The sequence below is a fragment of the Streptomyces sp. ID05-26A genome (assembly GCF_033794685.1).
Taxonomy (GTDB): domain Bacteria; phylum Actinomycetota; class Actinomycetes; order Mycobacteriales; family Pseudonocardiaceae; genus Lentzea.
Genome location: NZ_JARAYZ010000003.1, coordinates 700951 through 722399, shown reverse-complemented (window position 1 = coordinate 722399; position 21449 = coordinate 700951). Strand labels below are relative to the sequence as shown.

The 21449-nt window shown below is 70.4% G+C and carries 20 protein-coding genes and 1 pseudogene; 10 read left to right on the top strand and 11 right to left on the bottom strand.

Annotated features, from left to right (window positions below; all coding sequences use genetic code 11):
* The first annotated feature begins 100 nt into the window (after positions 1–100).
* A complete protein-coding gene (locus PV646_RS30560) occupies positions 101–1294 on the top strand; it encodes an MFS transporter (protein WP_500345876.1) in 1194 nt (397 codons plus the stop codon).
* Positions 1291–2013 carry a TauD/TfdA family dioxygenase gene (locus PV646_RS30555; protein ID WP_500345742.1) on the top strand — a complete coding sequence of 241 codons (723 nt, stop codon included), beginning with the start codon at positions 1291–1293 and terminating at the stop codon, positions 2011–2013. Before PV646_RS30560 ends, PV646_RS30555 begins: the two co-directional genes overlap by 4 nt.
* On the opposite strand, the gene PV646_RS30550 is transcribed toward PV646_RS30555, so the two are convergent.
* From PV646_RS30550 to PV646_RS30540, 3 genes are read right to left on the bottom strand one after another with little or no spacing between them, the layout of a single operon-like run.
* Entirely contained in the window at positions 2010–2564 is a 555-nt protein-coding gene (locus PV646_RS30550; protein WP_500345741.1) for a hemerythrin domain-containing protein, read from the bottom strand. The two genes, PV646_RS30555 and PV646_RS30550, sit on opposite strands and share 4 nt — an antisense overlap.
* Positions 2565–2576: 12 nt before the next feature.
* The gene (locus PV646_RS30545) at positions 2577–3239 is read right to left on the bottom strand and encodes a hypothetical protein (RefSeq protein ID WP_500345740.1); all 663 of its coding nucleotides are present in this window, start codon (positions 3237–3239) and stop codon (positions 2577–2579) included.
* Between the two features lies 1 nt (position 3240).
* Positions 3241–3567, bottom strand: a complete 327-nt coding sequence (locus PV646_RS30540) for a plasmid stabilization protein (RefSeq protein ID WP_500345739.1) — start codon at positions 3565–3567, stop codon at positions 3241–3243.
* Between the two features lie 81 nt (positions 3568–3648).
* Between PV646_RS30540 and PV646_RS30535 the strand changes: the two genes are divergently transcribed.
* Positions 3649–4833, top strand: coding sequence for a cytochrome P450 (locus PV646_RS30535; RefSeq protein ID WP_500345738.1), 1185 nt, complete (start codon positions 3649–3651; stop codon positions 4831–4833).
* Between the two features lie 102 nt (positions 4834–4935).
* Here PV646_RS30535 and PV646_RS30530 read toward each other — a convergent pair whose 3' ends face one another.
* Positions 4936–6075, bottom strand: a complete 1140-nt coding sequence (locus PV646_RS30530) for an RNA-guided endonuclease InsQ/TnpB family protein (RefSeq protein WP_500345875.1) — start codon at positions 6073–6075, stop codon at positions 4936–4938.
* 160 nt (positions 6076–6235) lie between these two features.
* Between PV646_RS30530 and PV646_RS30525 the strand changes: the two are divergent.
* Together PV646_RS30525 and PV646_RS30520 are read left to right on the top strand one after the other, a co-directional pair.
* Positions 6236–7029 (top strand): annotated as a pseudogene (locus PV646_RS30525) (SDR family oxidoreductase).
* Entirely contained in the window at positions 7029–7625 is a 597-nt protein-coding gene (locus PV646_RS30520; protein ID WP_500345737.1) for a flavodoxin family protein, read from the top strand. Before PV646_RS30525 ends, PV646_RS30520 begins: the two are co-directional and overlap by 1 nt.
* Here the strand turns inward: PV646_RS30520 and PV646_RS30515 are convergent.
* From PV646_RS30515 to PV646_RS30500, 4 genes are all read right to left on the bottom strand, one after another.
* Positions 7535–8122 (bottom strand): phosphatase PAP2 family protein, encoded by a 588-nt coding sequence (locus PV646_RS30515; RefSeq protein ID WP_500345736.1) that lies wholly within the window; start codon positions 8120–8122, stop codon positions 7535–7537. The two genes, PV646_RS30520 and PV646_RS30515, sit on opposite strands and share 91 nt — an antisense overlap.
* Positions 8123–8128: 6 nt before the next feature.
* The gene (locus tag PV646_RS30510; protein ID WP_500345735.1) at positions 8129–9136 is read right to left on the bottom strand and encodes an NAD-dependent epimerase/dehydratase family protein; all 1008 of its coding nucleotides are present in this window, start codon (positions 9134–9136) and stop codon (positions 8129–8131) included.
* A gap of 100 nt (positions 9137–9236) precedes the next feature.
* Complete coding sequence (locus PV646_RS30505) at positions 9237–11474, bottom strand: GH92 family glycosyl hydrolase (RefSeq protein WP_500345734.1); 2238 nt, start codon at positions 11472–11474, stop codon at positions 9237–9239.
* Positions 11475–11496: 22 nt separating this feature from the next.
* Entirely contained in the window at positions 11497–12105 is a 609-nt protein-coding gene (locus PV646_RS30500; RefSeq protein ID WP_500345733.1) for a hypothetical protein, read from the bottom strand.
* A 118-nt stretch (positions 12106–12223) separates the two neighbouring features.
* Here PV646_RS30500 and PV646_RS30495 point away from each other — a divergent pair, with 118 nt between their 5' ends.
* Positions 12224–13681, top strand: coding sequence for a hypothetical protein (locus PV646_RS30495; protein WP_500345732.1), 1458 nt, complete (start codon positions 12224–12226; stop codon positions 13679–13681).
* On the opposite strand, the gene PV646_RS30490 is transcribed toward PV646_RS30495, so the two are convergent.
* Both PV646_RS30490 and fusA read right to left on the bottom strand, forming a co-directional pair.
* Positions 13671–14432 carry an endonuclease/exonuclease/phosphatase family protein gene (locus PV646_RS30490; protein WP_500345731.1) on the bottom strand — a complete coding sequence of 254 codons (762 nt, stop codon included), beginning with the start codon at positions 14430–14432 and terminating at the stop codon, positions 13671–13673. The two genes, PV646_RS30495 and PV646_RS30490, sit on opposite strands and share 11 nt — an antisense overlap.
* A gap of 49 nt (positions 14433–14481) precedes the next feature.
* A complete protein-coding gene (gene fusA / locus PV646_RS30485; RefSeq protein WP_500345730.1) occupies positions 14482–16467 on the bottom strand; it encodes an elongation factor G in 1986 nt (661 codons plus the stop codon).
* A gap of 281 nt (positions 16468–16748) precedes the next feature.
* On the opposite strand from fusA, the gene PV646_RS30480 reads away from it, so the two are divergent.
* The 4 genes from PV646_RS30480 (at position 16749) to PV646_RS30465 (ending at position 21088) form a co-directional block, all read left to right on the top strand.
* The gene (locus PV646_RS30480) at positions 16749–17342 is read left to right on the top strand and encodes an SGNH/GDSL hydrolase family protein (RefSeq protein WP_500345729.1); all 594 of its coding nucleotides are present in this window, start codon (positions 16749–16751) and stop codon (positions 17340–17342) included.
* A 68-nt stretch (positions 17343–17410) separates the two neighbouring features.
* A complete protein-coding gene (gene xylA, locus PV646_RS30475; RefSeq protein WP_500345874.1) occupies positions 17411–18562 on the top strand; it encodes a xylose isomerase in 1152 nt (383 codons plus the stop codon).
* 1 nt (position 18563) lies between these two features.
* Positions 18564–19946: a xylulokinase gene (gene xylB, locus PV646_RS30470; protein ID WP_500345728.1), complete on the top strand. Its 1383-nt coding sequence runs from the start codon at positions 18564–18566 to the stop codon at positions 19944–19946.
* Complete coding sequence (locus tag PV646_RS30465; protein ID WP_500345727.1) at positions 19943–21088, top strand: ROK family protein; 1146 nt, start codon at positions 19943–19945, stop codon at positions 21086–21088. The genes xylB and PV646_RS30465 overlap by 4 nt, the downstream gene beginning before the upstream one ends.
* Here PV646_RS30465 and PV646_RS30460 read toward each other — a convergent pair.
* Positions 21045–21344 (bottom strand): DUF6223 family protein, encoded by a 300-nt coding sequence (locus PV646_RS30460; RefSeq protein WP_500345873.1) that lies wholly within the window; start codon positions 21342–21344, stop codon positions 21045–21047. The genes PV646_RS30465 and PV646_RS30460 overlap by 44 nt on opposite strands.
* Positions 21345–21449 lie beyond the last annotated feature (105 nt).

Below are 21449 nucleotides of genomic sequence, written 5' to 3'. Positions count from 1 at the left end.
CGGATCCTCCAGAAGTTCACTCGAACGGCTTGCGCTACTGTAACGACAATCATTTTCAATGCAACCCTGCCGGAAGGTCGATCGCGTGGCCCACGACACAATGCGTAGCCCATCGGTGTTGCGCAGCAGCACTTTTCTCCGTCTCTGGACCGCGACCACGGCGTCCGGCATCGCGACCTGGGCGTTGCCGTTCGTGCTGGGCCTGGCCGTGCTCTCGCGGTCGATCACCGCCGTCGAACTGGGCGTCCTGCTCGCCGCCCGCACCGCCGGCTTCCTCGCCGCCGTCCCGGTCAGCGGCGTGCTGGCCGACCGCTACGCCCGCCGCCAGGTCGTCCTGTGGTCGGGCCTCGTGTCCGCGCTCGCCGCACCAGTGCTCGCTGCCTTCGTGGGCGACTCGCTGGTGGTCGCGGCGGTCGCGGCGGCGGCCATGGGAGCGGGCCAGGGCGCGTGCCGCCCGGCGTTCCAGGCGCTGACCGCGGAGGTGGTCGCGACCGACCAGCGCCAGCAGGCCAACGCCGCGATGACCCTGTCCGTGCGGGTCACGACGCTGGTCGCGCCGGGCCTCACCGCGTTGCTGGCCCTGGTGCTGAACACGCAGGTGCTGCTGCTCGGCATCGGCGCGTTGTGGCTGGTCGCGGCACTCGTGCCGCCCGCCGGCACCGGGCTCACGGCCCCCGGCGGCGGTGCGGGCTTCGTGGCCGACTTCTGGGAGGGCGTGCGCGAAGCCCGCCGGCACCCGTGGTTCCTGGCCGGGCTCGGCGCGCTGACGGCGGTGATCGCCACCGGTTACTCGGCGACCGGCGTGGTGCTCCCCCTGGTCAGCCGTGACCGCTACGACACGGAGGCCGTGCTGGCGGGTGCGCTGACCGCCTACACGCTGGGCGCGCTGGCCGGTGCGCTGCTCATCGCCCGCTGGCGGCCGCGGCACGCCGGCTGGACCGCGTTGTTCGGCCTTGCGCTGTACGGGTTCGCGCCGCTGAGCCTGCTGCTGCCGGTGCACCCGTTCGTCGTGATCGCCGCGTACGTCGTCGCGGGGCTCGGCATCGAGCTGTTCAACGTGCCGTGGTTCACCGCGACCCAGCGCGAGGTCGAGCCCACCAAGCTCGCCCGGGTGTCCTCTTTGGACTTCCTGATGTCCTACGGCCTCGCGCCGATCGGCCTGGCGCTCATCGCCCCGGCGATCTCGTCGTTCGGCGCGCCCGTCGTGCTGGCCGTCTGCGCGGTGATCTGCTTCGCCGCACCGGCACTGGCCGCGCTCGTGCCGTCGTCCCGCGACTTCGGGCCGCGCCGGTGATCGTGCCCCGCCTGCAGGTCCTCGACCCCGCCGCGCGCAGGGCGGTGACGGAGACGGGCGCGGTGATCCTGACCGGGTTGCCGAACGACCCGAACTCGCTGCCGGTGGCCTCGGCCCTGCTTTTCGGCACGACCCTGCGCGAGCTGTACCCGTACCGCACCAGGCGGTCGGTGGACGGCGGGATCGTCGGGCTGCACGCGGACAGCTTCGACGTGGTGGTCGACATCGCCGGGAAACCGGTGCGGCGCAGGCATCCCGACGAGGACTACGTGCTGGTGCTGCTCGCTTCCCAGGCCCCGTACGGAGGTCAGTCCTTCGTCCTCGACGCGCACGAGTTCACCGACTCCCTCGACGCGGAGCTGAAGGAGTTCCTGAGGGGAACGGACGTGGACCTCTACGGGCGCTGGGCACAGACGCGCGGCCTACCCGCGACACCGCGGGTAGGCCGCCACATCGAGTTCACGCGCACCGGCAGGCGAATCACCCGCCGCACGGACGGGGTCGTGGCCCTGCACCGCGACCCCGCGACCGAGCGCGTCAACGAGATGCTCGCCCGCTTCGACACCGAGGTCGAACGGGCACAACGGTCGTTGCCGAGACTCAGGCTGAACGAGGGCGAACTCCTGGTCCTGGACAACTACCGCTGCTGGCACGGCCGGGACGCGCACACCGGCGCGCGGACCGTGCACATCCAGACCGTGCGGACGGACGAGGCCTAGCTGGAAGCCGCCTTCTGCAGTTCCTTGCGCAGCTGCTCCTTGGTCATGCTCGACGCGCCGTCGACACCGAGGTTCTTGGCCTGCGTCAGCAGCTCCTCGCGGGTGGCCTGGCCGGGCATCTCACCGAGGTGGTCGGCCCGGCTGCGCGCGAACGCCTCGCCGAGTTCGTAGCGGCGTTCCGCGCTGAGCCGCTTGCGCATGCCCGGCAGCACCGTCTTCTCCTCTTCCTCCACGTGGTGGGTGATGGAGTCGACGACGTCCTTCAACGCCTTGTCGTACTGCGGCGAGTCGTACTCCGCGTCGAGGAGCTTGGCGAGCAGCTGCTCGGCCTCGGCGTGCTCCTCCTGGCTGTGCTCGACCTCGTCGTCACCACCCGCGTCCTTGGCGGCCGGGTAGACCTCGGACTCCTCCGCGCGGCTGTGGGCGACGAGCAGGCCGCACAGGACCGGGGTCAGCAGAGGCCGTTTCTCCGGGTGGTTCTCCAGCTCGCCGAACAGGCGCTCCACCTCGCGGTGGTCCTGCATGATCAGGTCGACGACGTCGTACTGCACGGTGGTTCTCCTTCAGTTCGGGTTGTCCCTCGGATAGCGCGTGGTGATGGGCGCGACGCCGCGCCGTCCGATCCGGCCGAGCGCGATGCCGAAAGCACTGAACACGGCGAACGCGACGACCGCGCTGAGGACGATCGACCACGCCAGCGGGATGGCCAGCAGGCCTGCCGCCGCACCGGCGATCACCCCGCCGACGAGCGCGTTGACGAGGTTCACGAAGCCGGCGATGCCGAGCGTGGTGCCGATCAGCCGTGGGCGTCTGGCCTTGCGCCAGCCGGTCTGACCGCCGTCCACCTCGACGCCGAGCGTGTCGTCGTGCAGTTGCCGCACGAAGACGTGCCTGATGGACGGTTCGAGCTCGGCGTAGACGGCCCTGATGCGGTTGATGCCCAGGCCCGCCTGCACGTCCTCGATCGTCAGCTCCACCGCGCGGAACAGCGTGGCGAGACCGATCAGGAACAGCGCCGAGAAGATGACCAGCACCAGCGTCAACAGCACCGTCAGCGGTACCACCTGGGCGACGAAGCCGAGTGCGATCATGGACGCGGAGATCGTCGTGAGCAGGTGGCCCGCCCGGCCGGTCGCGTCGGTGATCGTCGCCGTGCGGATCATCTGCAGCGTGTTGTGCTCCATCGTGAGGATCGTCAGAGCCGACGACTTGTCCGCTTCGGGCACGTCAGTGTCCAAGCGCGGTGGCGAGTTCCTTCTTCGTCATGGTGGAACGGCCCTTGACGTTCTTCTTCTTGGCCTCGTTGTAGAGCTGTTCCTTCGTGAGACCCTTGGGACGGTTCGTGCCCGAGCGCTGGCCGCCGCGCTTCTGCGGTGACATGTCCTGAATGGACGACTTACTCGCCGTCTTGGACTCACCGGCCTGGGCGCGGTTCTTGTTCACCGTCCTGGCCGCGATCTCCTTGGCGCGCTTGGGCGAGGCGCCGCGGTCCTGTGCGGAGTCCTTGATGTGCTCGTACTGGCGTTCCCGTTTCGCGTTCGATCCCGCGGGCATCACGACCTCCTGACTCGATGCTGGTCCGCGAATACCCCCGGTCAGGACGGTTCACACCTGGGCGACCGGGTAGCCGGGTGCATGGCGATCTCTTCCCGGCTGGACACCGCCCGCGTGCTCGCGACGGTGCTGCTGCCCACCCTCGCGAAGGGCGTCGTCGTCCGGCGACCAGGCGTGATGGCGGCCGCCGAGAAGGTCCAGTCCGACACCAGGGCCATCGACACGATGCGGAGACTGCGCGACCGGTACGGCCCGGAACCGGTGCGGCTGCGCATCACCGGCCGCAGCGTCGCGATGCTGGTCGACCCCGAGGACGTCGGCAGGCTGCTCGCCGAGTCGCCGGAGCCGTTCGCGCCGGCCACGAAGGAGAAGAAGGCCGCGCTGACCCACTTCCGGCCGCACGGCGTGCTGATCTCCGAAGGTCCCGAGCGCGACCGGCTGCGCAAGCTCGACGAGCACGCGTTGCGGCCGGAGAACGTGCCCGCCGAGGCGATCGTGCGCGACGAGGCGGATCTGCTCACCCGGCACGCCATGAGCACCGGTGAGCTGACGTGGGAGTCGTTCAACCAGGCGTGGTGGCGGATCGCGCGCAGGATCGTCCTCGGAGACGGTGCCCGCGGCGACGACCAGCTCACCGACGACCTGAAGGCGCTGCGGCGGAGCGCGAACTGGGCGTTCCTGCACCCAGGGCGACGCGACCTGCGCGACCGCTTCCAGCACCGGCTCGACGAGCACCTGGCACGACACGAAAAGGGCAGTGTGGCCGCACGACCGGGTGATCTGTCCGGTCAGATCCCGCACTGGCTGTTCGCGTTCGACGCGGCCGGCATCGTCACGCTGCGGGCGCTGGCCATCGGCGCGCGGGGCATGAACGGCATCCTCGAATCGGCCCGGCTGTGGCCGACCACGCCCGTGTTCCTGCGCGAGAGCACGAAACCGACCCGCTGGCACGGCCGGTGGCTGCCGGAGAACACCGAATTCGTGGTGTTCACGCCGTTCTTCCACCGCGACCCGGACCGGCTGCCGTTCGCCGACCGGTACGCGCCGGAACTGTGGGACGCCCCGCGCGACCCGGCGATCGTGCCGTTCAGCGCCGGCCCCGGCGAGTGCCCCGGCCGTGACCTGGTGCTCACCGTCGCCGCGGCGATGCTGGACACGCTGAGTGAGCACCTCTCGTTCCCCGTGCTGGGCGATCCGCTGCCCGGAACGCTGAACCACTTCGGCATCCGCATGCCCGCGACCCCGACGGGTACTCGCGTGTCTTGACTTCCTCCCTCTGTTGAAGGAGGGGGATTCCCCATCGGGCTCACGCCCGACAGTTCCTGTTTCTTCCCCTCGGAAAGGGGGTCTCGACAGTTGCCTCGCCGACTAGTGCCGGGTTGGTCTGACACCGTCTCCGCAGGCTGTAACCGCGAGCCCCGCGGCCAGGATGTTGCGGGCCGCGTTGATGTCGCGGTCGTGGACGGTGCCGCAGCGGCAGGCCCAGCTCCGGATGTTCAACGGCAGCCGGTCGAGCAGGTGCCCACAGGCCGAGCAGGTCTTGCTGCTGGGGAACCAACGGTCGATCGCCACGAGCCGGCGGCCGTACCACTGGGCCTTGTAGTCCAGCATCGCCCGCAGCTCGGCCCAGCTCGCATCGCTGATCGCGCGGGCCAGCCTGGCGTTCTTCACCATGTTCCGCACGGTCAGGTCCTCGATCACGATCGTTTGGTTCTCACGAACGAGTCGAGTACTGACCTTGTGCAGGTGATCACGACGGCGGTCGGCGACGCGGGCGTGGATCCGAGCGACCCGCAACCGGGCCCTGATCCGGTTCTTACCGCCTTTCTGCTTGCGCGCCAACGCTTTCTGGGCTTTCGCGAGCCGCGCCCGGTCTCGGTCGCCGTGCTTCGGGTTGGCGATCTTCTCGCCGGTCGACAGCGTCAGCAGTGTCGTGATACCCGCGTCGACACCGACCGCAGTGGTAGCGGGTGGCAGGCGCTCGACGGTGGTCTCCACCAGGATCGAGACGTGCCAGCGGCCGGCCGAGTCACGCGAGACCGTCACCGTGGACGGCTCCGCGTCCTCGGACAGCGGACGCGACCAGCGAATGTCCAGCGGCTCGGTCATCTTCGCCAGGGTCAACTCGCCATCACGCCACCGGAACGCCGACCGCGTGTACTCCGCCGAGGCCTTGCCGCGCTTGCGGGACTTGAACCTGGGGTACTTCGCCCGCTTCTCCCAGAACGAAGCGAAAGCGCCCTGCAGATGCCGGAGGCACTGCTGCAAGGGCACGCTCGACACCTCGTTGAGGAACGCGCACTCGCCGGACTTCTTCCACCCCGTCAGCAGCGCCGACGTCTGGACGTAGTTGACCCGTTCCCGCCGCTGATACCACGCGTCGGTCCGCGCTTCCAGCGCCCGGTTGTACACCAGCCGGACACAGCCGAACGTGCGCAGCAGCTCCTGCTCCTGAGCGGGCGTCGGATAGAAGCGGTACTTGAACGCCCGCTTCACCACCGACTCCACCACATCTCACATGTTACTCCACGTAGTTGTGAGCATACGGGGGGTGGTGCACGAACAAAGGCGAGTCAGCCTTCACGGCCGATCACCGCACCATGCCCTGCAGCGCAGGAGATCATCTCCTCCCAGGCCCGAAGGCCGGGGTATCCACGAAGGAGGCCCGATGAACGCACCTCTCACCGCCGTGGTGACCGGCGCCGACTCCGGTATCGGCAAGGCCGTGGCCGTCACGCTCGCGGGTGGTGGTGTCGACGTCGGCATCACCTACCACGAGGACGCCGGCGCCGCCGCTCGCACAGCCGACGAGGTCCGCGAGACCGGTGCCCGGTGCGCCGTCCGGCAGCACGACCTCACCGCGTTGCCGAGGCGGCCGACGTGATCGACGAACTCGCGGAGGAACTGGGCGGCGTCGACGTCCTGGTGAACTGCGCGGGCACCGGGAGCAGCCAGAAGGCGCTCGACATGCCCTTCGACACCTGGCGCTCGGTGCTCTCGGTCGACCTCGACGGCGCGTTCCTGTGCTGTCAGCGCGCGGCCCGGCGCATGATCGCGGCCGGTCGCGGCGGACGGATCATCAACATCACGTCCGTCCACGAGCACCTGCCCCGTGTGGGCGCCGCGCCGTACTGCGCCGCGAAGGCCGGGCTGGGCGCGCTCACCGAGATGCTCGCCCTCGAGCTGTCCGAACACGGCATCACGGTCAACTCCGTGGCGCCCGGCGAGATCTCGACGCCGATGACCGGGCAGGAGGACGTCAACCCGCACACGCGGGCGCGTCCGGGTGTGCCGCTCGGCAGACCGGGCAGCGCCCACGAGGTCGCCGCCGTGGTGGCGTTCCTCGCGACGCCGGCCGCGAGCTACGTGACGGGAGCGTCGTTCGTCGTGGACGGCGGGATGTCCCTGATGGGGCCGCAGGCGAGCCAGCTGATGACCGACGAGAAGTGGAGGCAGACCTGATGCGTGCCGTGGTGCTGAACTGCACCTTGAAGAAGTCGCCCGACCAGTCCAACACCGACCTGCTGGCCCAGGTGGTGATCGACGAGCTGACGAAGAAGGACGTCGAGGTCACCTCGTTCCGGCTGGCGGACCACGAGATCCCTCCCGGTGTCGAGACCGACCTCGGCGGTGGTGACGAGTGGCCGAACATCCACACGTTGCTGCTCGACGCCGAGATCCTCGTGTTCGCCACGCCGACGTGGGTCGGCCGCCCGTCCTCGCTCGCGCAACGGGCGCTGGAACGGATGGACGCCATGATCTCCGAGACCGACGACCAGGAACGGCCGGTGGCCTACAACCGGGTCGCGGGCGTGGTGGTGACCGGCAACGAGGACGGCGCGCACCACGTGATCAGCGAGATCTGCGGTGGTCTGGGCGACATCGGCTACACGATCCCCGGCCAGGCCTGGACGTACTGGAACCGGGGCCCCGGTCCGGGACCGAGCTACTCCGACACCGACGAGGGTCACGAGTGGTCGGAGAAGACCGGCCGGACGATGGCCGCCAACCTGCACGCCGTCGCCCTCGCTCTGGCGGAGCGGCCGATCCCGGCCTGAGCCAGCGCCACGAGCGCGCCGATCGTCAAGCCGCCCAGGACGTCCGTGGGCCAGTGCACACGGGTCCTGAGGCGGCTGTAGGCGACGAGCAACACCAGGGGCATCACGAAGAACGCCGTCTCGCCGTCGGCCAGCGCAGCGGCGGTGCCGAACGCGGCCGCCGTCACCGCGTGCTTGGACGGGAACGACGACGAGTCCGGGTGTTCGGGCAGGGCCTGCCGTGCGGGCAGGTTCGCGGCCGAAGGTCTGCGACGGTGCACGAACTGACTCACGAGATGCCCCAACGGCATGGCGACCACTGCCGCGGTGAACGCGCGCTTCGCGGCCTTCTTCTTGCCGCACAACGCGAGCGCACCGGCGACCGGCAGCCACAGCAGCCCGCCCCGTGCGGTCAGGCTGGCCGCCACGATCACCGGGTGAGGACGTCGCGTGGGCAACAGCTCGCTGTCGCGCAGTGCGTCCGCGTCGAGCTCCTCCAGTTCGTCCTCCACCGTCATGACGGGTCAGCTACCCAGAACGGGGCTGCCCGGAACCTCTTTCCCCTCCCCTATCCCTCGCACGAGCGCATGAAGGGCCTCCTGCGCGTCGTACCGCGGTTCCCAGCCAAGTTCCTTCCTGGCGCGCGTCGCGTCCAGCAGCGGCGACTTCAGGGCGAGGTCGACCCACCCAGGTGGGGTGGGTTGCAGGTGCAGGCGCCAGGTCAGGCCCGCCAGTGCCCGCAACGGTCTCGCCGGCACGGCGACGTACCGCCCGCCGAGCACCTCCGCCAGCGCGCGGGGAGTGATGACGGGATCGGCCACGAGGTTCACCCCGCCGTGCGGGCGCTGGTCCAGGATCCGCACGAGCCCGTCCGCGACGTCGTCGGCGTGCACGAACTGCAGCACCAGGTCGCGCGGCAGCGGCAGGATCGGGATCCGGTGCCGGAACAGGGCTTTCGGCACCAGCTTGCCGAGGAAGTAGTCGTGGATCTCCGATCCCGCGTCGGACTGCAGGATCAGGCCGGGCCGCGGCCGGGAGATGAGCAGGTCGGCCTCGAACTTGTTGAGCATGTGCTCCACGGCGGCCTTGTGCCTGCTGTACAACGACGACGTCACACCGTCGACGGGCCACGACTCGTCGACGCGCCGGTCCTTGCTGCCGGGCGAGTACGCACCGACGGACGACATGTGGACCAGGTGCGGCACACCGGCTTTCACCGCCGCGCCGAACACCTGGGCCGAGCCCGCCACGTTCGTCCGGTACAGCTGCCGTTCGTTCCGTGCGGGCTGGATGAGCCATGCGAGGTGCACCACCGCGTCCGCGCCCTCGAACACGGTCCGCAACAGCTCCTCCGCACCGGCCCGGCCGATCTCGACGGGCGTCCAGGACACGCCGCGGTACGGCGGCGCGTCGGTGGGCGGGCGCCGTGAGATGCCGTGCACCTCGATGTCGGGCTCCTCGGCCAGCCTGCGCAGAAGCGCCGTTCCCACGTTGCCACTCGCTCCGGTGACGACGATCCTGCGTCCTGGCATGGTTCCTCCGGATGTCGGCCTGGAGTCACCGGATACCCGTTCAGGTGACGTCGAGAACCGTCTTCCGCCATCCGTCTTCGCGCAGGTCGACGTGCACGGGTCACCCTTCGAGACGGGAGACCAGCACTCCCCCGCGCTGGACGAAGCTTTCCGGCAACCACGGCCGGTCGACCTTGCGACCGTTCCACCGCGTCTCCTGGACGTGAACGCCCGGGGTGCCGGTCGCGAGGATCGTGATGTTCTTGGCCGTGATCCGCGCCTTCGGGAACATCGGGCTGGACACGTGCAGTTCGGCGCTGCTCGGTGTGCGCGGGTAGAGACCGAGGGCGGCGAAGACGTACCAGGCGGACATCGTGCCGAGGTCGTCGTTGCCGGGCAGGCCGGACGGACCGGTCTTGTAGACGAGGCGGGCCATCGCGCGCACGGTCTCCTGGGTCTTGCGCGGCTGGCCGAGCTCGTTGTAGATCCACGGTGTGTGGATGCCCGGCTCGTTGGTCGGGTCGTACCGCAGCGCGTCGCCGCCCGTGGCCCACGAGCCGTCCGCCCGCTTGAAGAACGCGTCGAGCCTGGCCGCCGCCGCTTCCTCGCCGCCCATCGCCTCGGCGAGGCCCTGGACGTCGTGCGGCACCATCCACGTGTACGTGGCGCTGCTGCCCTGCGCGAAGCCCTGGTCGGAGGCCGGGTTGAACGGCGTGACCCAGGTGCCGTCGGCCTTGCGGGCCTGCTGGTACCCGGTGGCGGGGTTGAAGGTGTTGCGCCACCAGCCCGCGCGCTGCTCCATCTCCGCGTTCGGACGGCCGAGCCCGCGGCCCAGGTCCGCCAGCGCCTGGTCGGCGACCGAGTCCTCGAGGGTCTCGGCGGCACCGCCCCAGCAGTGGCAGGTGTCGTGCGGGGCGTAGCCGAGCCTCATGTACTCGGCGAGGTTCGGGCGCTGGCCCTCGCACTGGCCGGGACAGCCCTTGTCGGACAGGCCGTCCGGGTGCGGGACGGTGGCCTGGCGCAGCAGTGAGTCGTAGGCCGCGCGGACGTCGAAGTTCTTCGCTCCCATGGCGTACATGCCCGCGATGGCCGGGGCGGACGGGTCGCCGGTCATGACGTGCGTCGGGCCGGTGATGTGGACCCAGCGGTCCCACACGCCGCCGTTCTTCCGGGATATCTCCAGCAACGACTGGGCGTACCCGCTCGCGACGTCCGGTGCCAGCAGGGCGAGCAGCTGGGTGTGGGCTCGGTACTGGTCCCAGCCGGAGAAGTTGCCGTAGCGGGTCGCCTGGCCGGCGTCGCTGGTCACGTTGGGCTGCAGGAAGGTGTGGTAGAGCGCGGTGTAGAAGATCGTGCGCTCGTCGGCCGTGCCGCCGTCGATCTCGACCGCGCGCAACTGCTTCGCCCAGGCTTTCTTCGCTTCCTTCGCGACGTCGGCCACGGTGGCGCGCTTCGGGATCTCCGTCGCGAGGTTGCGCTTGGCCGCGTCGAGGCTGCTGTAGGAGATGCCGACGCGCATCCGCACCGCACTGTCCTGGAAGGACACGTAGCCGCCGGAACCCCTGCCCGCGCGGGCGCTTCCGGTCAGGTAGCCCTCACCGCCGGAAGCAGACGTCGTGCCGGGCCTGAGTTCGCTGTTCACCCACGTGCCGTGCGCCGAGATCGGGCGGTCGAACGACGCGGTGAAGTGCAGGCGGTAGTAGGTCTTCTGGTTGTTGGTGCCACCGTTCGCACGACGGCCGCAGAACGCGCCGGTGAGCACGGAGCCCGACACGCTGTTGGTCGCCGGGTCGATCGTGATGTCGGCGTCCTCGCTGCCGTTGAGCGAGTTCGACGTGCGGAACAGCAGGGAACCGTTGACGGGGAACGTGAACTCGCCGACGCCCGCGCGGGTCGTGACCGAGAGATCGGCGGTGGCACCGGACTTCAGGCCCACCCGGTAGCGACCGGCCTCGGCCTTCTCGTCGGCGTGGGAGAAGTCGCTCGCGAAGATCTGGTCCTTGGTGTCCGCGGTCGGCGACGAGGTGATGTCCCCGACGTGCGGCATGATCGGGATGTCCCCCGCCGCACCGGGGTGGCAGCCCGCGCCGTTGACGTGCGTGAGGCTGAAGCCGCGCACCCTCGTCGCGTCGTAGGCGTACCCGTTGGCAGCGCCCGTGTTCGTCTGGTCGCCGCGAGTCGACGTCGGGCTCCACGAGATCATCCCGAACGGCCGCACCGCGCCCGGATAGGTGTTGCCGCCGCCCGCCGAGCCGATCAGCGGGTCGACGTAGCGGGTGTCGTCTCTCACCGCCGCACTCGCGGGAGTCGCCAGCGCGGCGGTGAGGACAGTGACCAGGAAGACCAGGAGCGCTCTCACGTCCCGGGACGGTAACCGGTCGTCAGTAAACGCAGGGTGGCCGATAACCGTCGACTTCGAGGCCCTGGAACTCCAGATCGTTCTTCGTGTTGCCGACGAACACCAGGCCACGGGCGTCGTCGAGCGCGTCGGCGAGCGGATAGGACGGCTTGCCGAGCGCGGGCAGATGTGTCCAGTTCTTTGTCTTGAAGCTGAAGAACCGCTTCACCAGCCTGCCGCCGGTGGACGGGATCTTCGTGACCCACTTGTCGCCGCCGCTCCAGAACTCCGCGGGCCGGAGCTGGACGTAGAGGTCGTCGGTGGCGCGATAGGTCATCCAGAAGCCGCGCGAGTCGGACAGGTCTGCCTGGGCCTCGAACCTGTTGCCCAGCCACAGGACCATCACGGCCCAGTCGTCGGCCAGGAACTTGATCTTCGCCGTGTGCCCGTGCCGCCCCTGGGGCACGAGGATGCTGCCGGTCGCGGGCTCCGTGGCACCTTCACCACTGGCGATCCACTGCTGGTACCGGTCGATGGACGGGGTGGCGCACTCGCGGCCGCGCGAGGCGTTCGCGACCGCCGTCGAGCTGAGCGTGAACAGCACCGCGCACGCGATCACCGCGACGCGGCCGAACGTCGATTTCAAGCGCATCTGGCGGACCGTAGCGGAAATTGGTTTAAACCATTTCCGTTCACGGTTGACAGCGGTCTCAGTTGGTTACCTGGACAGCGGATTGTGAGGCCCTCCCGCCAGGGTCACAGTGAGGGTCGTGCAGCCCGCCAGATGCATCGCATTCATAGGTGTCGTAACGGTCTTCGCCCTCCAACTCACCACCCCGGCCACCGCCTCGACGGACTGCTCCCCCACCGTCGACGACCGGACGTTCGCCTCCGCCGCCCACCTGCGGTCCCTCAACGCCACCGTCGCCGGGTTCGGCGTCCGCGCCACCGGCAGCCCGAACCACGACCGCCTGATCTCCTGGCTGGAACGCCGCGCGGACCGGCTGCCGGACGTCTCCGTGCGATCCGAGCGGTTCGCCCTCCAGCGCTGGCAGCCCGGTCCCGGTCTCCTGCTCTCGGGCGGCGCCGTGCCGGTCGCCGGTGCGATCCCCTACTCCGCTCCGGGCCTGCGTTCGGGCGAGCTGGTCCGGCTGCCCGCCGGCACCCCGATCACCGCCGCGAACGCGCGCGGCAAGGTCGTCCTGCGCGACTTCCCCGCTCTCGACCGCGGCTACCTCGCCGAACCGCTGCTGAACGCGGACATGGTCGACGCGGGCAAGGCGGGCGCCGCCGGGGTCGTCGTGGCCTTCCCGTTCCCGCACGAGCAGGTGAAGGGCTACTGGGACCCGCACCTCGGCACCCACTACCGCGTGCCGGGCGTGTTCGTCGGCTCGGACGCGGCCTCGAAGCTCGTACCGGGCACGCGCACGACGATCGGCGTGCTGGCCGCGCGCGTCCCGGCCGTCACGCGCTCGCTGATCGCCACCCTGCCGGGCCTGAGCAGCGAGCGGATCGTCCTCGACACCAACACCGACGGCGTGGGCTGGGTGCAGGAGAACGGCACCGTCGCGTTGCTGGCGCTGGCCGAGCACTTCGCCCGGCTGCCGCTGCGCTGCCGGCCGCGCACGATCGAGTTCGTCTTCGCGACCGGGCACCTGCACCGCCCGGCGGAGGGCAGCGAGTTCCGCGCCCGCGCCCTGGACGCCGAGTACGACTCGGGTTCCGTCGCGTTCGCGTTCGTGCTGGAACACCTCGGGACGCGCGAGTTCCTGCCGGCGGAGGGTTCTCTGCGACCCACAGGACTGGCCGAGCCGTCCGGTTGGTTCGCGGGCAGTCCTGCACTGGCCGAAAGCGCTTCGACGGCGCTTGCCGGGCGTGCGGTCGATCGCACGTTCGTCCTGCCCGGCAGTGACCTGCCGGTGCCGGGCCGGGTGCCGGCGCAGTGCTCGTTCGGCGGCATCGGCACGCACTTCCACTCGCACCTGATCCCGACGATGGCGATGATCTCCGGTCCGTGGACGCTCTGGGCGCCCTCGTTCGGCGCAACGGCCGTCGACCACGAACGCATGCGGCGCCAGGTGCTGGCTGCGGGCGACGCGATCACCGCGCTGGCTCCGGTGCCCCGCGACCAGATCGCGGGGCCGTACCTGGACATGCGGCGGGCACGGGCGGCCGGAGCACCGACCTGCTCGCACGCACTGCCGCCCGAGTGGGCGCCTAGATCGTGATCGACGCCTGGACGGCGAGGTGGTCGGACGGGAACTGGCCATCTCGCCGGTAGGTGTTGATCGCGGCGGCCTCGACGGTGGCGCCGCGGGTGAGGATCCAGTCGATGCGCGGGCCGTCCGGGACGAGCGGCCCGTAGCCGTGGAACGTCCCGTAGGCCGGGGTGGTGCGCGGGCCGGTGAGCCACGTGTCGGCCAGCCCCGCCGTCAGCGTGGTGTGGGCCGGGGAGCCGGGGACGTCGTTGAAGTCGCCGGTGAGGACGACCGGCAGGGCCTGCGCCTGGAGGCGGTCGCGGACGAACTCGGCGCTGCGCAGGCGGGCGTTCGCCGACTCGTGGTCGAAGTGCGTGTTGACGGCCACGAACTGCTTGCCGGTCAGGCGGTCCGCGAACCGGACCCACGTGACCATCCGGACCACGTTGTTGCCCCAGCTCCTGGAACCCACGACGTTCGGGGTGTCGGACAACCAGTGGTGGTCGAACTCCAGCGGTTGGAGCCGGAGCGTGTCGAAGAAGATCGCCATGAACTCGTCGTGGCTGCCGCCCAGCCGGCCGAGTCCGATCCAGTCGTAGTGGTCGGGCAGGTCGTGCGCGATGTCGCTGATCTGGCCGTACAGGCCTTCCTGCGTGCCGAGCAGCGCCGGGCGCTCGGCGAGCAGGAACTGGGCCATCACCGGACGTCTGACGGCCCACGAGTTCGGCTCGGCGGTCGAGGCGTACCGCAGGTTGAACGACATCACGCGCAACGGCTCCATTCAGCCGATCATGACACAGGCCCCGGCCGAAGACCGGGGCCTGCATCAGTTACGCGGGCGCATAACCGGTAGGAGTGCTGGTGAAGCCGCCGCGGCCCTGCGTCCGGCTGCGCAAGCGGGTCACGTAACCGAACATCTCCGCGATCGGCACGCTCGCCGTCACCACCGTCGTGCCGGTCCTGGCCTCCGAACCGAGGATCCTGCCCCGGCGGGACGCCAGATCACCGAGCACACCACCGAGGTACTCCTCCGGCACGGTCACCGTGACCGCGGCGATCGGTTCGAGCAACGTCATGGCGCCGGCCTTCAGCGCCTCACGCAGCCCGAGCCTCCCGGCCGTGCGGAACGCCATCTCCGACGAGTCCTTGACGTGCGTGGACCCGTCGGTGAGCGTCACCCGCAGCCCGACCACCGGGTGGCCGAGAGGTCCCTCGGCCAGCGCGTCCCGGCAGCCCTGTTCGACCGCGCGGACGAACTCCTGCGGCACGCGCCCGCCGGTGACGGCCGAGCGGAACTCGAACCCGCTCTCCAGCGGCTCCGTGTCGATCACGACGTGCGCGAACTGTCCCTGACCTCCGTCCTGCTTCACGTGCCGGTACACGAATCCCGTGACACCGGCGGCGACGGTCTCGCGGTACGAGACGCGCGGCCGTCCCATGGTGAGCTCGATGCGGTGCAGCGTGCGCGCCTTCTCCACCGAGACCTCCAGGTGCAGTTCGCCCTGGCCGGACAGCACCGTCTGGCCGGTCTCCTGGTCCGTCCCGAACCGCAGGGACGGGTCCTCGTCGACCAGGTGGGCCAAAGCCTCGGTCAGCCGGGCGTTGTCCACGCTGCTCCGCGTCTCCACGGCCACGGACACGACCGGATCGGCCGACACCGCGGGTTCCAGCAGCAGCGGAGCCGTTGGCGCGCACAGGGTCGTGCCCGTGCGAGCCGACTTCAGCCCCACCAACGCGACGATGTCCCCCGCGACGGCCTGGTCGACCGGCGTGTGCCGATCGGCCTGGACGCGCAGGATCCGCCCGATGCGTTCGGTGCGGCCGCCCACCTGGACCGTCTCTCCCTTGTGGAGGGTGCCCGAGTAGACGCGGACGTAGGCGAGCCGTCCGGTGGCGGTGGCGTTCACCTTGAACACCAACGCCGAGAACGGCGCGTCCGGGTCCGGCTCCCGTTCCTGACCGTCGAGACCCCGCACCGGCGGAACGTCCACAGGGGACGGCAGGTATGCGATCACCGCGTCCAGCAACGGTTCGATGCCGCGGTTGCGGTACGCCGAGCCGCACAGCACGACGGTCGCCTGACCGCGCTGGGTCAGTTCCCTGAGCGCGGTGACCAGCGTCTGTTCGGAAAGACCTCCTTCGAAGAACTCCTCCAACGCCTCGGGGTGCAGCTCCGCCACCGTCTCCTCCAGGAGGCGGCGCCGTCGTCGTGCTTCTGCCAGCAGCGTTTCCGGCACAGGCCCCTCGGTCATGCCGTCGTCCCAGATCAGCGCACGCATGCGCACCAGGTCGACCACGCCCCGGAACCCGTCCTCCGCGCCGATCGGCAGTTGCACGACGAGCGGCACGGTGTGCAGGCGCGTGCGGATCGACTCGACGACGAGGTCGAGGTCGGCGCCCGCCCGGTCGAGCTTGTTGACGAACGCGATCCTCGCCACGCCGTGACGATCCGCCTGCCGCCACACCGATTCGCTCTGCGGTTCGACGCCCGCGACACCGTCGAACACCGCGACGGCCCCGTCCAGCACGCGCAGGGACCGTTCGACCTCGTCAGCGAAGTCGACGTGACCCGGCGTGTCGATGAGGTTGACACGATGCCCGTCCCACGTGCAGGTCACGGCCGCGGCGAAGATCGTGATGCCGCGGTCGCGCTCCTGCGGGTCGAAGTCGGTGACGGTGGTGCCGTCGTGGACCTCGCCGCGCTTGTGGGTGCTGCCGGTGGCGAACAGGACGCGTTCGGTGAGGGTGGTCTTGCCGGCGTCGACGTGGGCGAGGATGCCGAGGTTGCGGACAGCGTTCAACGTGATGGCACGCATGACTGATTGCCTTTGGTGTCAAGGTTTACGGGGTCAGCGCGATGACCCGGCGAACTCCGCTCAGGGGTTCGTCAGACACTCCGGCGCCCGGCGCGCAGCAGGCGACCGGGGTGCGGGGACACGAGGATCACGTCGAAACGGGACGGGAGGACAACAGCGGCGGTACGCACGGCCGGTCCCCTCTCGTCTCGGTGATGATGATCGTGGAGTGTAGACACGTCCGTCCCGGCGCGACACCGTTTTTCGTGGAACACGGCCGCCACTTCGTTCGTTGACCGAGCATGCGCCTGTGTTTGCTCGGCGACTCGATCGCCGCCGGAGTGGGCAGCACGCGCCGCGAGGACACCCTCGGTCCACTCCTCGCCGCCCACCTCCGTTCGGCGGGACACCCCGTCGACCTGACGGTGCGCGCGTTCCCCGGAGCGCGTTCGGCCGACCTGGGCGGGCAGGTGCGCACGGCGGTGGCGGGCGGGGTCGACATCGCCGTGATCGTGATCGGCGCCAACGACCTCACCCGGTTCGTGCCCGCCGAGGTCGGCGCGCGCCAGCTGCACGACGCGGTGGCCGAGTTGCGGCGGGCCGGTGCCGGAGTCGTCGTCAGCACCGCGCCCGACCTGAGCGTCGTGGCCCACGTGCCGCCCGCGCTGCGTGACGTCGTGTCGGCCGTGAGCCGGAACTACGCCCAGGTGCAGCAGCAGGCCGTGATCCGCGCGGGCGGTGTGGTCGCCCACGTCGAGCAGGCGGTCACCTCGCGGTTCGCCGCCGACCCGGCGCTCTTCGCCACCGACCGCTTCCACCCGTCCGGCGCCGGTTACCGCGCGATCGCCGCCGCGCTCGCGCCCGCGGTCGAGGCCGTCGCCGCACACCACGCCTGACCGATTGCGATCAACTCCGTGGCGTCGTACTGTCCAGACTAAGTTCAAGCATTGAACGAATGAGGTGGATGATGAGCACGCCCACTCCGGCGGACAAGTTCTCCTTCGGTCTGTGGACCGTGGGCTGGCAGGGTCGCGACCCGTTCGGCGAGGCCACGCGCCCCGAACTGGACGTGGTCGAGGCGGTGCACCGGCTCGCCGAGCTCGGCGCGTACGGCCTGACCTTCCACGACGACGACCTGTTCGGCTTCGAGGCCACGCACCGCGACCAGCAGATCAGCCGGCTGCAGGGCGCGCTCGCCGAAACCGGGCTCGTCATCCCGATGGTGACGACGAACCTGTTCAGCCACCCGGTGTTCAAGGACGGCGGCTTCACCAGCAACGACCGCGGCGTGCGGCGGTTCGCGCTGCAGAAGGTGCTGCGCAACGTCGAGCTGGCGGCCGAACTCGGCGCCCAGACGTTCGTGCTGTGGGGCGGCCGTGAGGGCTCCGAGTACGACGTGGCCAAGGACGTGCGGGCCGCGCTCGACCGCTACCGCGAGGCGATGAACCTGCTGACGCAGTTCGTCACGGACCGCGGCTACGACATCCGGTTCGCGCTCGAGCCGAAGCCGAACGAGCCGCGTGGCGACATCCTGCTGCCGACGGTCGGGCACGCGCTCGCGTTCATCACGTCGCTCGACAAGCCCGAGCTGGTCGGCCTCAACCCCGAGGTCGGGCACGAGCAGATGGCCGGGCTGAACTTCGTGCACGGCATCGCGCAGGCGTTGTGGCACGGCAAGCTGTTCCACATCGACCTCAACGGGCAGCGCAGCATCAAGTACGACCAGGACCTGGTCTTCGGTCACGGCGACCTGATGAACGCGTTCGCGCTGGTCGACCTGCTGGAGACCGCCGGTTACGAGGGCCCACGGCACTTCGACTACAAGCCGTCGCGGACCGAGGACATCAAGGGCGTCTGGGACTCCGCGAAGGCGAACATGGCCACCTACCTGCTGCTTCGCGACCGTGCGGCGGCCTTCCGCGCGGATCCGGAGGTGCAGGAGGCGCTGGCCGTGGCGGGCGTCGCGGAGCTGTCGCAGCCCACGCTGAACGCCGGCGAGTCCTACGATGACCTGATCAAGGACACCGGATTCGACCCAGACCAGGCGGGCGAGCGCGGCTACGGCTTCGTGCGGCTCAACCAGCTCGCCCTCGAGCACCTCACGGGAGCACGCTGACATGACGCTCGTCGCCGGCATCGACTCCTCGACGCAGTCGTGCAAGGTCGTGGTTCGCGACGCGGAGACCGGCAGGCTCGTCCGGGAGGGCCGCGCGGCCCACCCGGACGGCACCGAGGTCCACCCCTCGCACTGGTGGTCGGCCCTGCGGTCGGCGCTGGACGGCGCCGGGGGCCTGGCCGACGTGTCGGCGGTGAGCGTCGCGGGTCAGCAGCACGGCATGGTCTGCCTAGACGAGGCCGGCGAGGTCGTGCGCGAGGCGCTGCTGTGGAACGACACCCGTTCCGCGGCGACCGCCGCCTCGCTGACCGACGAGCTGGGAGCAGCGGAGTGGGCGGCACGAATCGGCCTCGTGCCGGTCGCGTCGTTCACGATCACGAAGCTGCGCTGGCTCGCCGAGCACGAACCGGCCAACGCCGAGCGCACCGCCGCCGTCTGCCTGCCGCACGACTGGCTGACGTGGCGGCTGCGCGGCACCGGTCAGCTCACCGACCTGGTGACCGACCGTTCGGACGCGTCCGGCACCGGTTACTTCGACTCGGTGACGAACTCGTACGTGCCGGACCTGGTCTCGCTGGCGCTGGGCCGCTCCGACGTGGTGCTGCCGCGCGTGCTGGGCCCGGCCGAGTTCGTGGACGGCCCGTTCCGGCTCGGCGCGGGCGCCGGTGACAACGCGGCGGCCATGCTCGGCGTCGGTGGCGGCGCGGACGTCGTGGTCTCGCTCGGCACGTCCGGCGTGGTCACCGCCACCGCCGACGTCCGCGCGGAGGACCCGTCGGGCATCGTGGCGGGGTTCGCCGACGCCACGGGCCGCTACCTCCCGCTGGCCTGCACGCTGAACGCCGCCCGCGTCCTGGACGCGACGGCCCGCATGCTGGGCGTGGACCTCACGAGGCTGAGCGAGCTCGCGTTGTCCGCGAAGCCGGGTGCCGAGGGTGTCGTGATGGTGCCCTACCTCGAAGGCGAACGGACGCCGAACCTGCCCGACGCGACAGGCGCGTTGCACGGGCTGACGCTCTCCAACGCCACGCCCGCGAACATCGCGCGTGCGGCGGTCGAAGGCATGTTGTGCGGGCTCGCCGTCGGTCTCGACGCGCTGGCCGAGCAAGGTGCGGACGTCAGCGGTGTGCGGCTCGTCGGAGGAGCGGCTGTCTCTCCGGCCGTGCGCGAGATCGCGCCGACGGTGTTCGGTGTGCCCGTGACGGTGCCCGCGCCGGGTGAGTACGTGGCCGACGGCGCGGCACGGCAGGCGGCCTGGACGCTGTCGGGCGGTGCCACCCCGCCGGAGTGGACGCTGGCGGAGAGCAGCCGGTACGAGGCGGACGCGGTGCCGGAGGTCCGGGCGCGGTACGGAGACGCGGCGCGGCGATACTTGAGTCGATGACCACCGTCGACCACCTGCGCCAGGTCCGCCTGGGCAACCTGCGCACGGTCCTGCTCGCCCTGGTCGACCGGCCCGGCTCCCGGGCCGACCTCGCGGCACGCACCGGCCTCACCAAAGCGACCCTGTCCAACCTCACCGAACCGTTGCTGGCCAACGGGGTCCTCGTCGAGGAGCCCGCCACGCTGGCCGGCATGGGCAGGCCGTCCAAGCCGTTGCGCTTCCACCCGGACGGACCGGTGGCGGTGGGCGCGGAGGTCAACGTCAGCCACCTCGCCGTCGAGACCCTCGGGCTCGACGGCGCGACGCTGCAACGGCGCCTCGTGCCCGCCGACATGCGCGGGGCGTCGGTGGACGAGGTGCTCGACCGGGTCGCCGGCCTGATCCGCGAGGTCACCGCCGGCACGAACCGCAGGCTGCTCGGCGCCGGGCTCGCGATCCCCGGTGTCGTGCACGACGGCACCGTCATCCGGACGCCCAACCTGCCCCGGCTCGTCGGCGCGCGGCTGGCCGAGGGGCTGGGCGAACGGACCGGGCTCGACGTCCAGGTCGACAACGAGGCGAACCTCGCCGCCCTCGCCCACCTGTGGCCCCGGCACCTGGCGGGCGAGGACTTCGTGCACGTCACCGCGGACGTCGGCATCGGTGCGGGCGTCGTGCTCCACGGCGAGATCTACCGCGGGGTCAGCGGGTTCGCGGGCGAACTCGGGCACGTCGTGATCGAACGCGACGGCATCCGGTGCACGTGCGGCAGCCGCGGTTGTGTCGAGCGGTACGCGGGACTCGACGTCATCCTGCGCGAGGCGGGACGGCGGCGGCTCGACTCGTTGCGCAAGGCACTCGAAGCCGGTGACGAGAAGGCTCTCAGCGCGGTGCGGAAGGCCGGGGAGGCACTCGGGGTCGGGATCGCGACGCTGATGAACCTCTTCGACGTGCCCACGGTCGTGCTCGGCGGCAGTTATGCCGTGCTGTACGACCATCTCCGCGAGGCCGTGCAGTCCGAAATGGACGGCAGGGTGCTCGCGGGCGGTGAACGGCACACCCGGCTGCTCGGCTCGCCGCTCGGCGAGTTCGCGGTCGTGCGGGGTGCGGCGGGGCTGATCACGAGGCGCGCGGTGCAGCAGCCCGAGCGGCTTTTCGCCTAGCCAGGCCACCGAACACCAGGCCGGCCACACCCACCACGAGCGACGCGTAGCCACCGACGATGCCGTAGCCGGTGCCGGGTCCGCCCTTGGCCATCAGCACGACCACCAGGCCGATCACCGCACCGATCCCGCCCAGCACCACGGCCCACAGGCCGAGTCGGCGAGTGAGCGCCAGCAACCCCAGCACTCCAACAACAACGCCGATCAGCGACAACGTGCGGCCGGCGGTCATGTCATAAGCAGCGGAAAGCACCATGGGCACCAGGCAACCCCCGAAACCGCTCCAGGTCGTCGTGCCGCCGTAGACACCCGGGTACTGCGCGCGCAGTAGTCCAACAATGCTCCCGGCGAACGATCTACC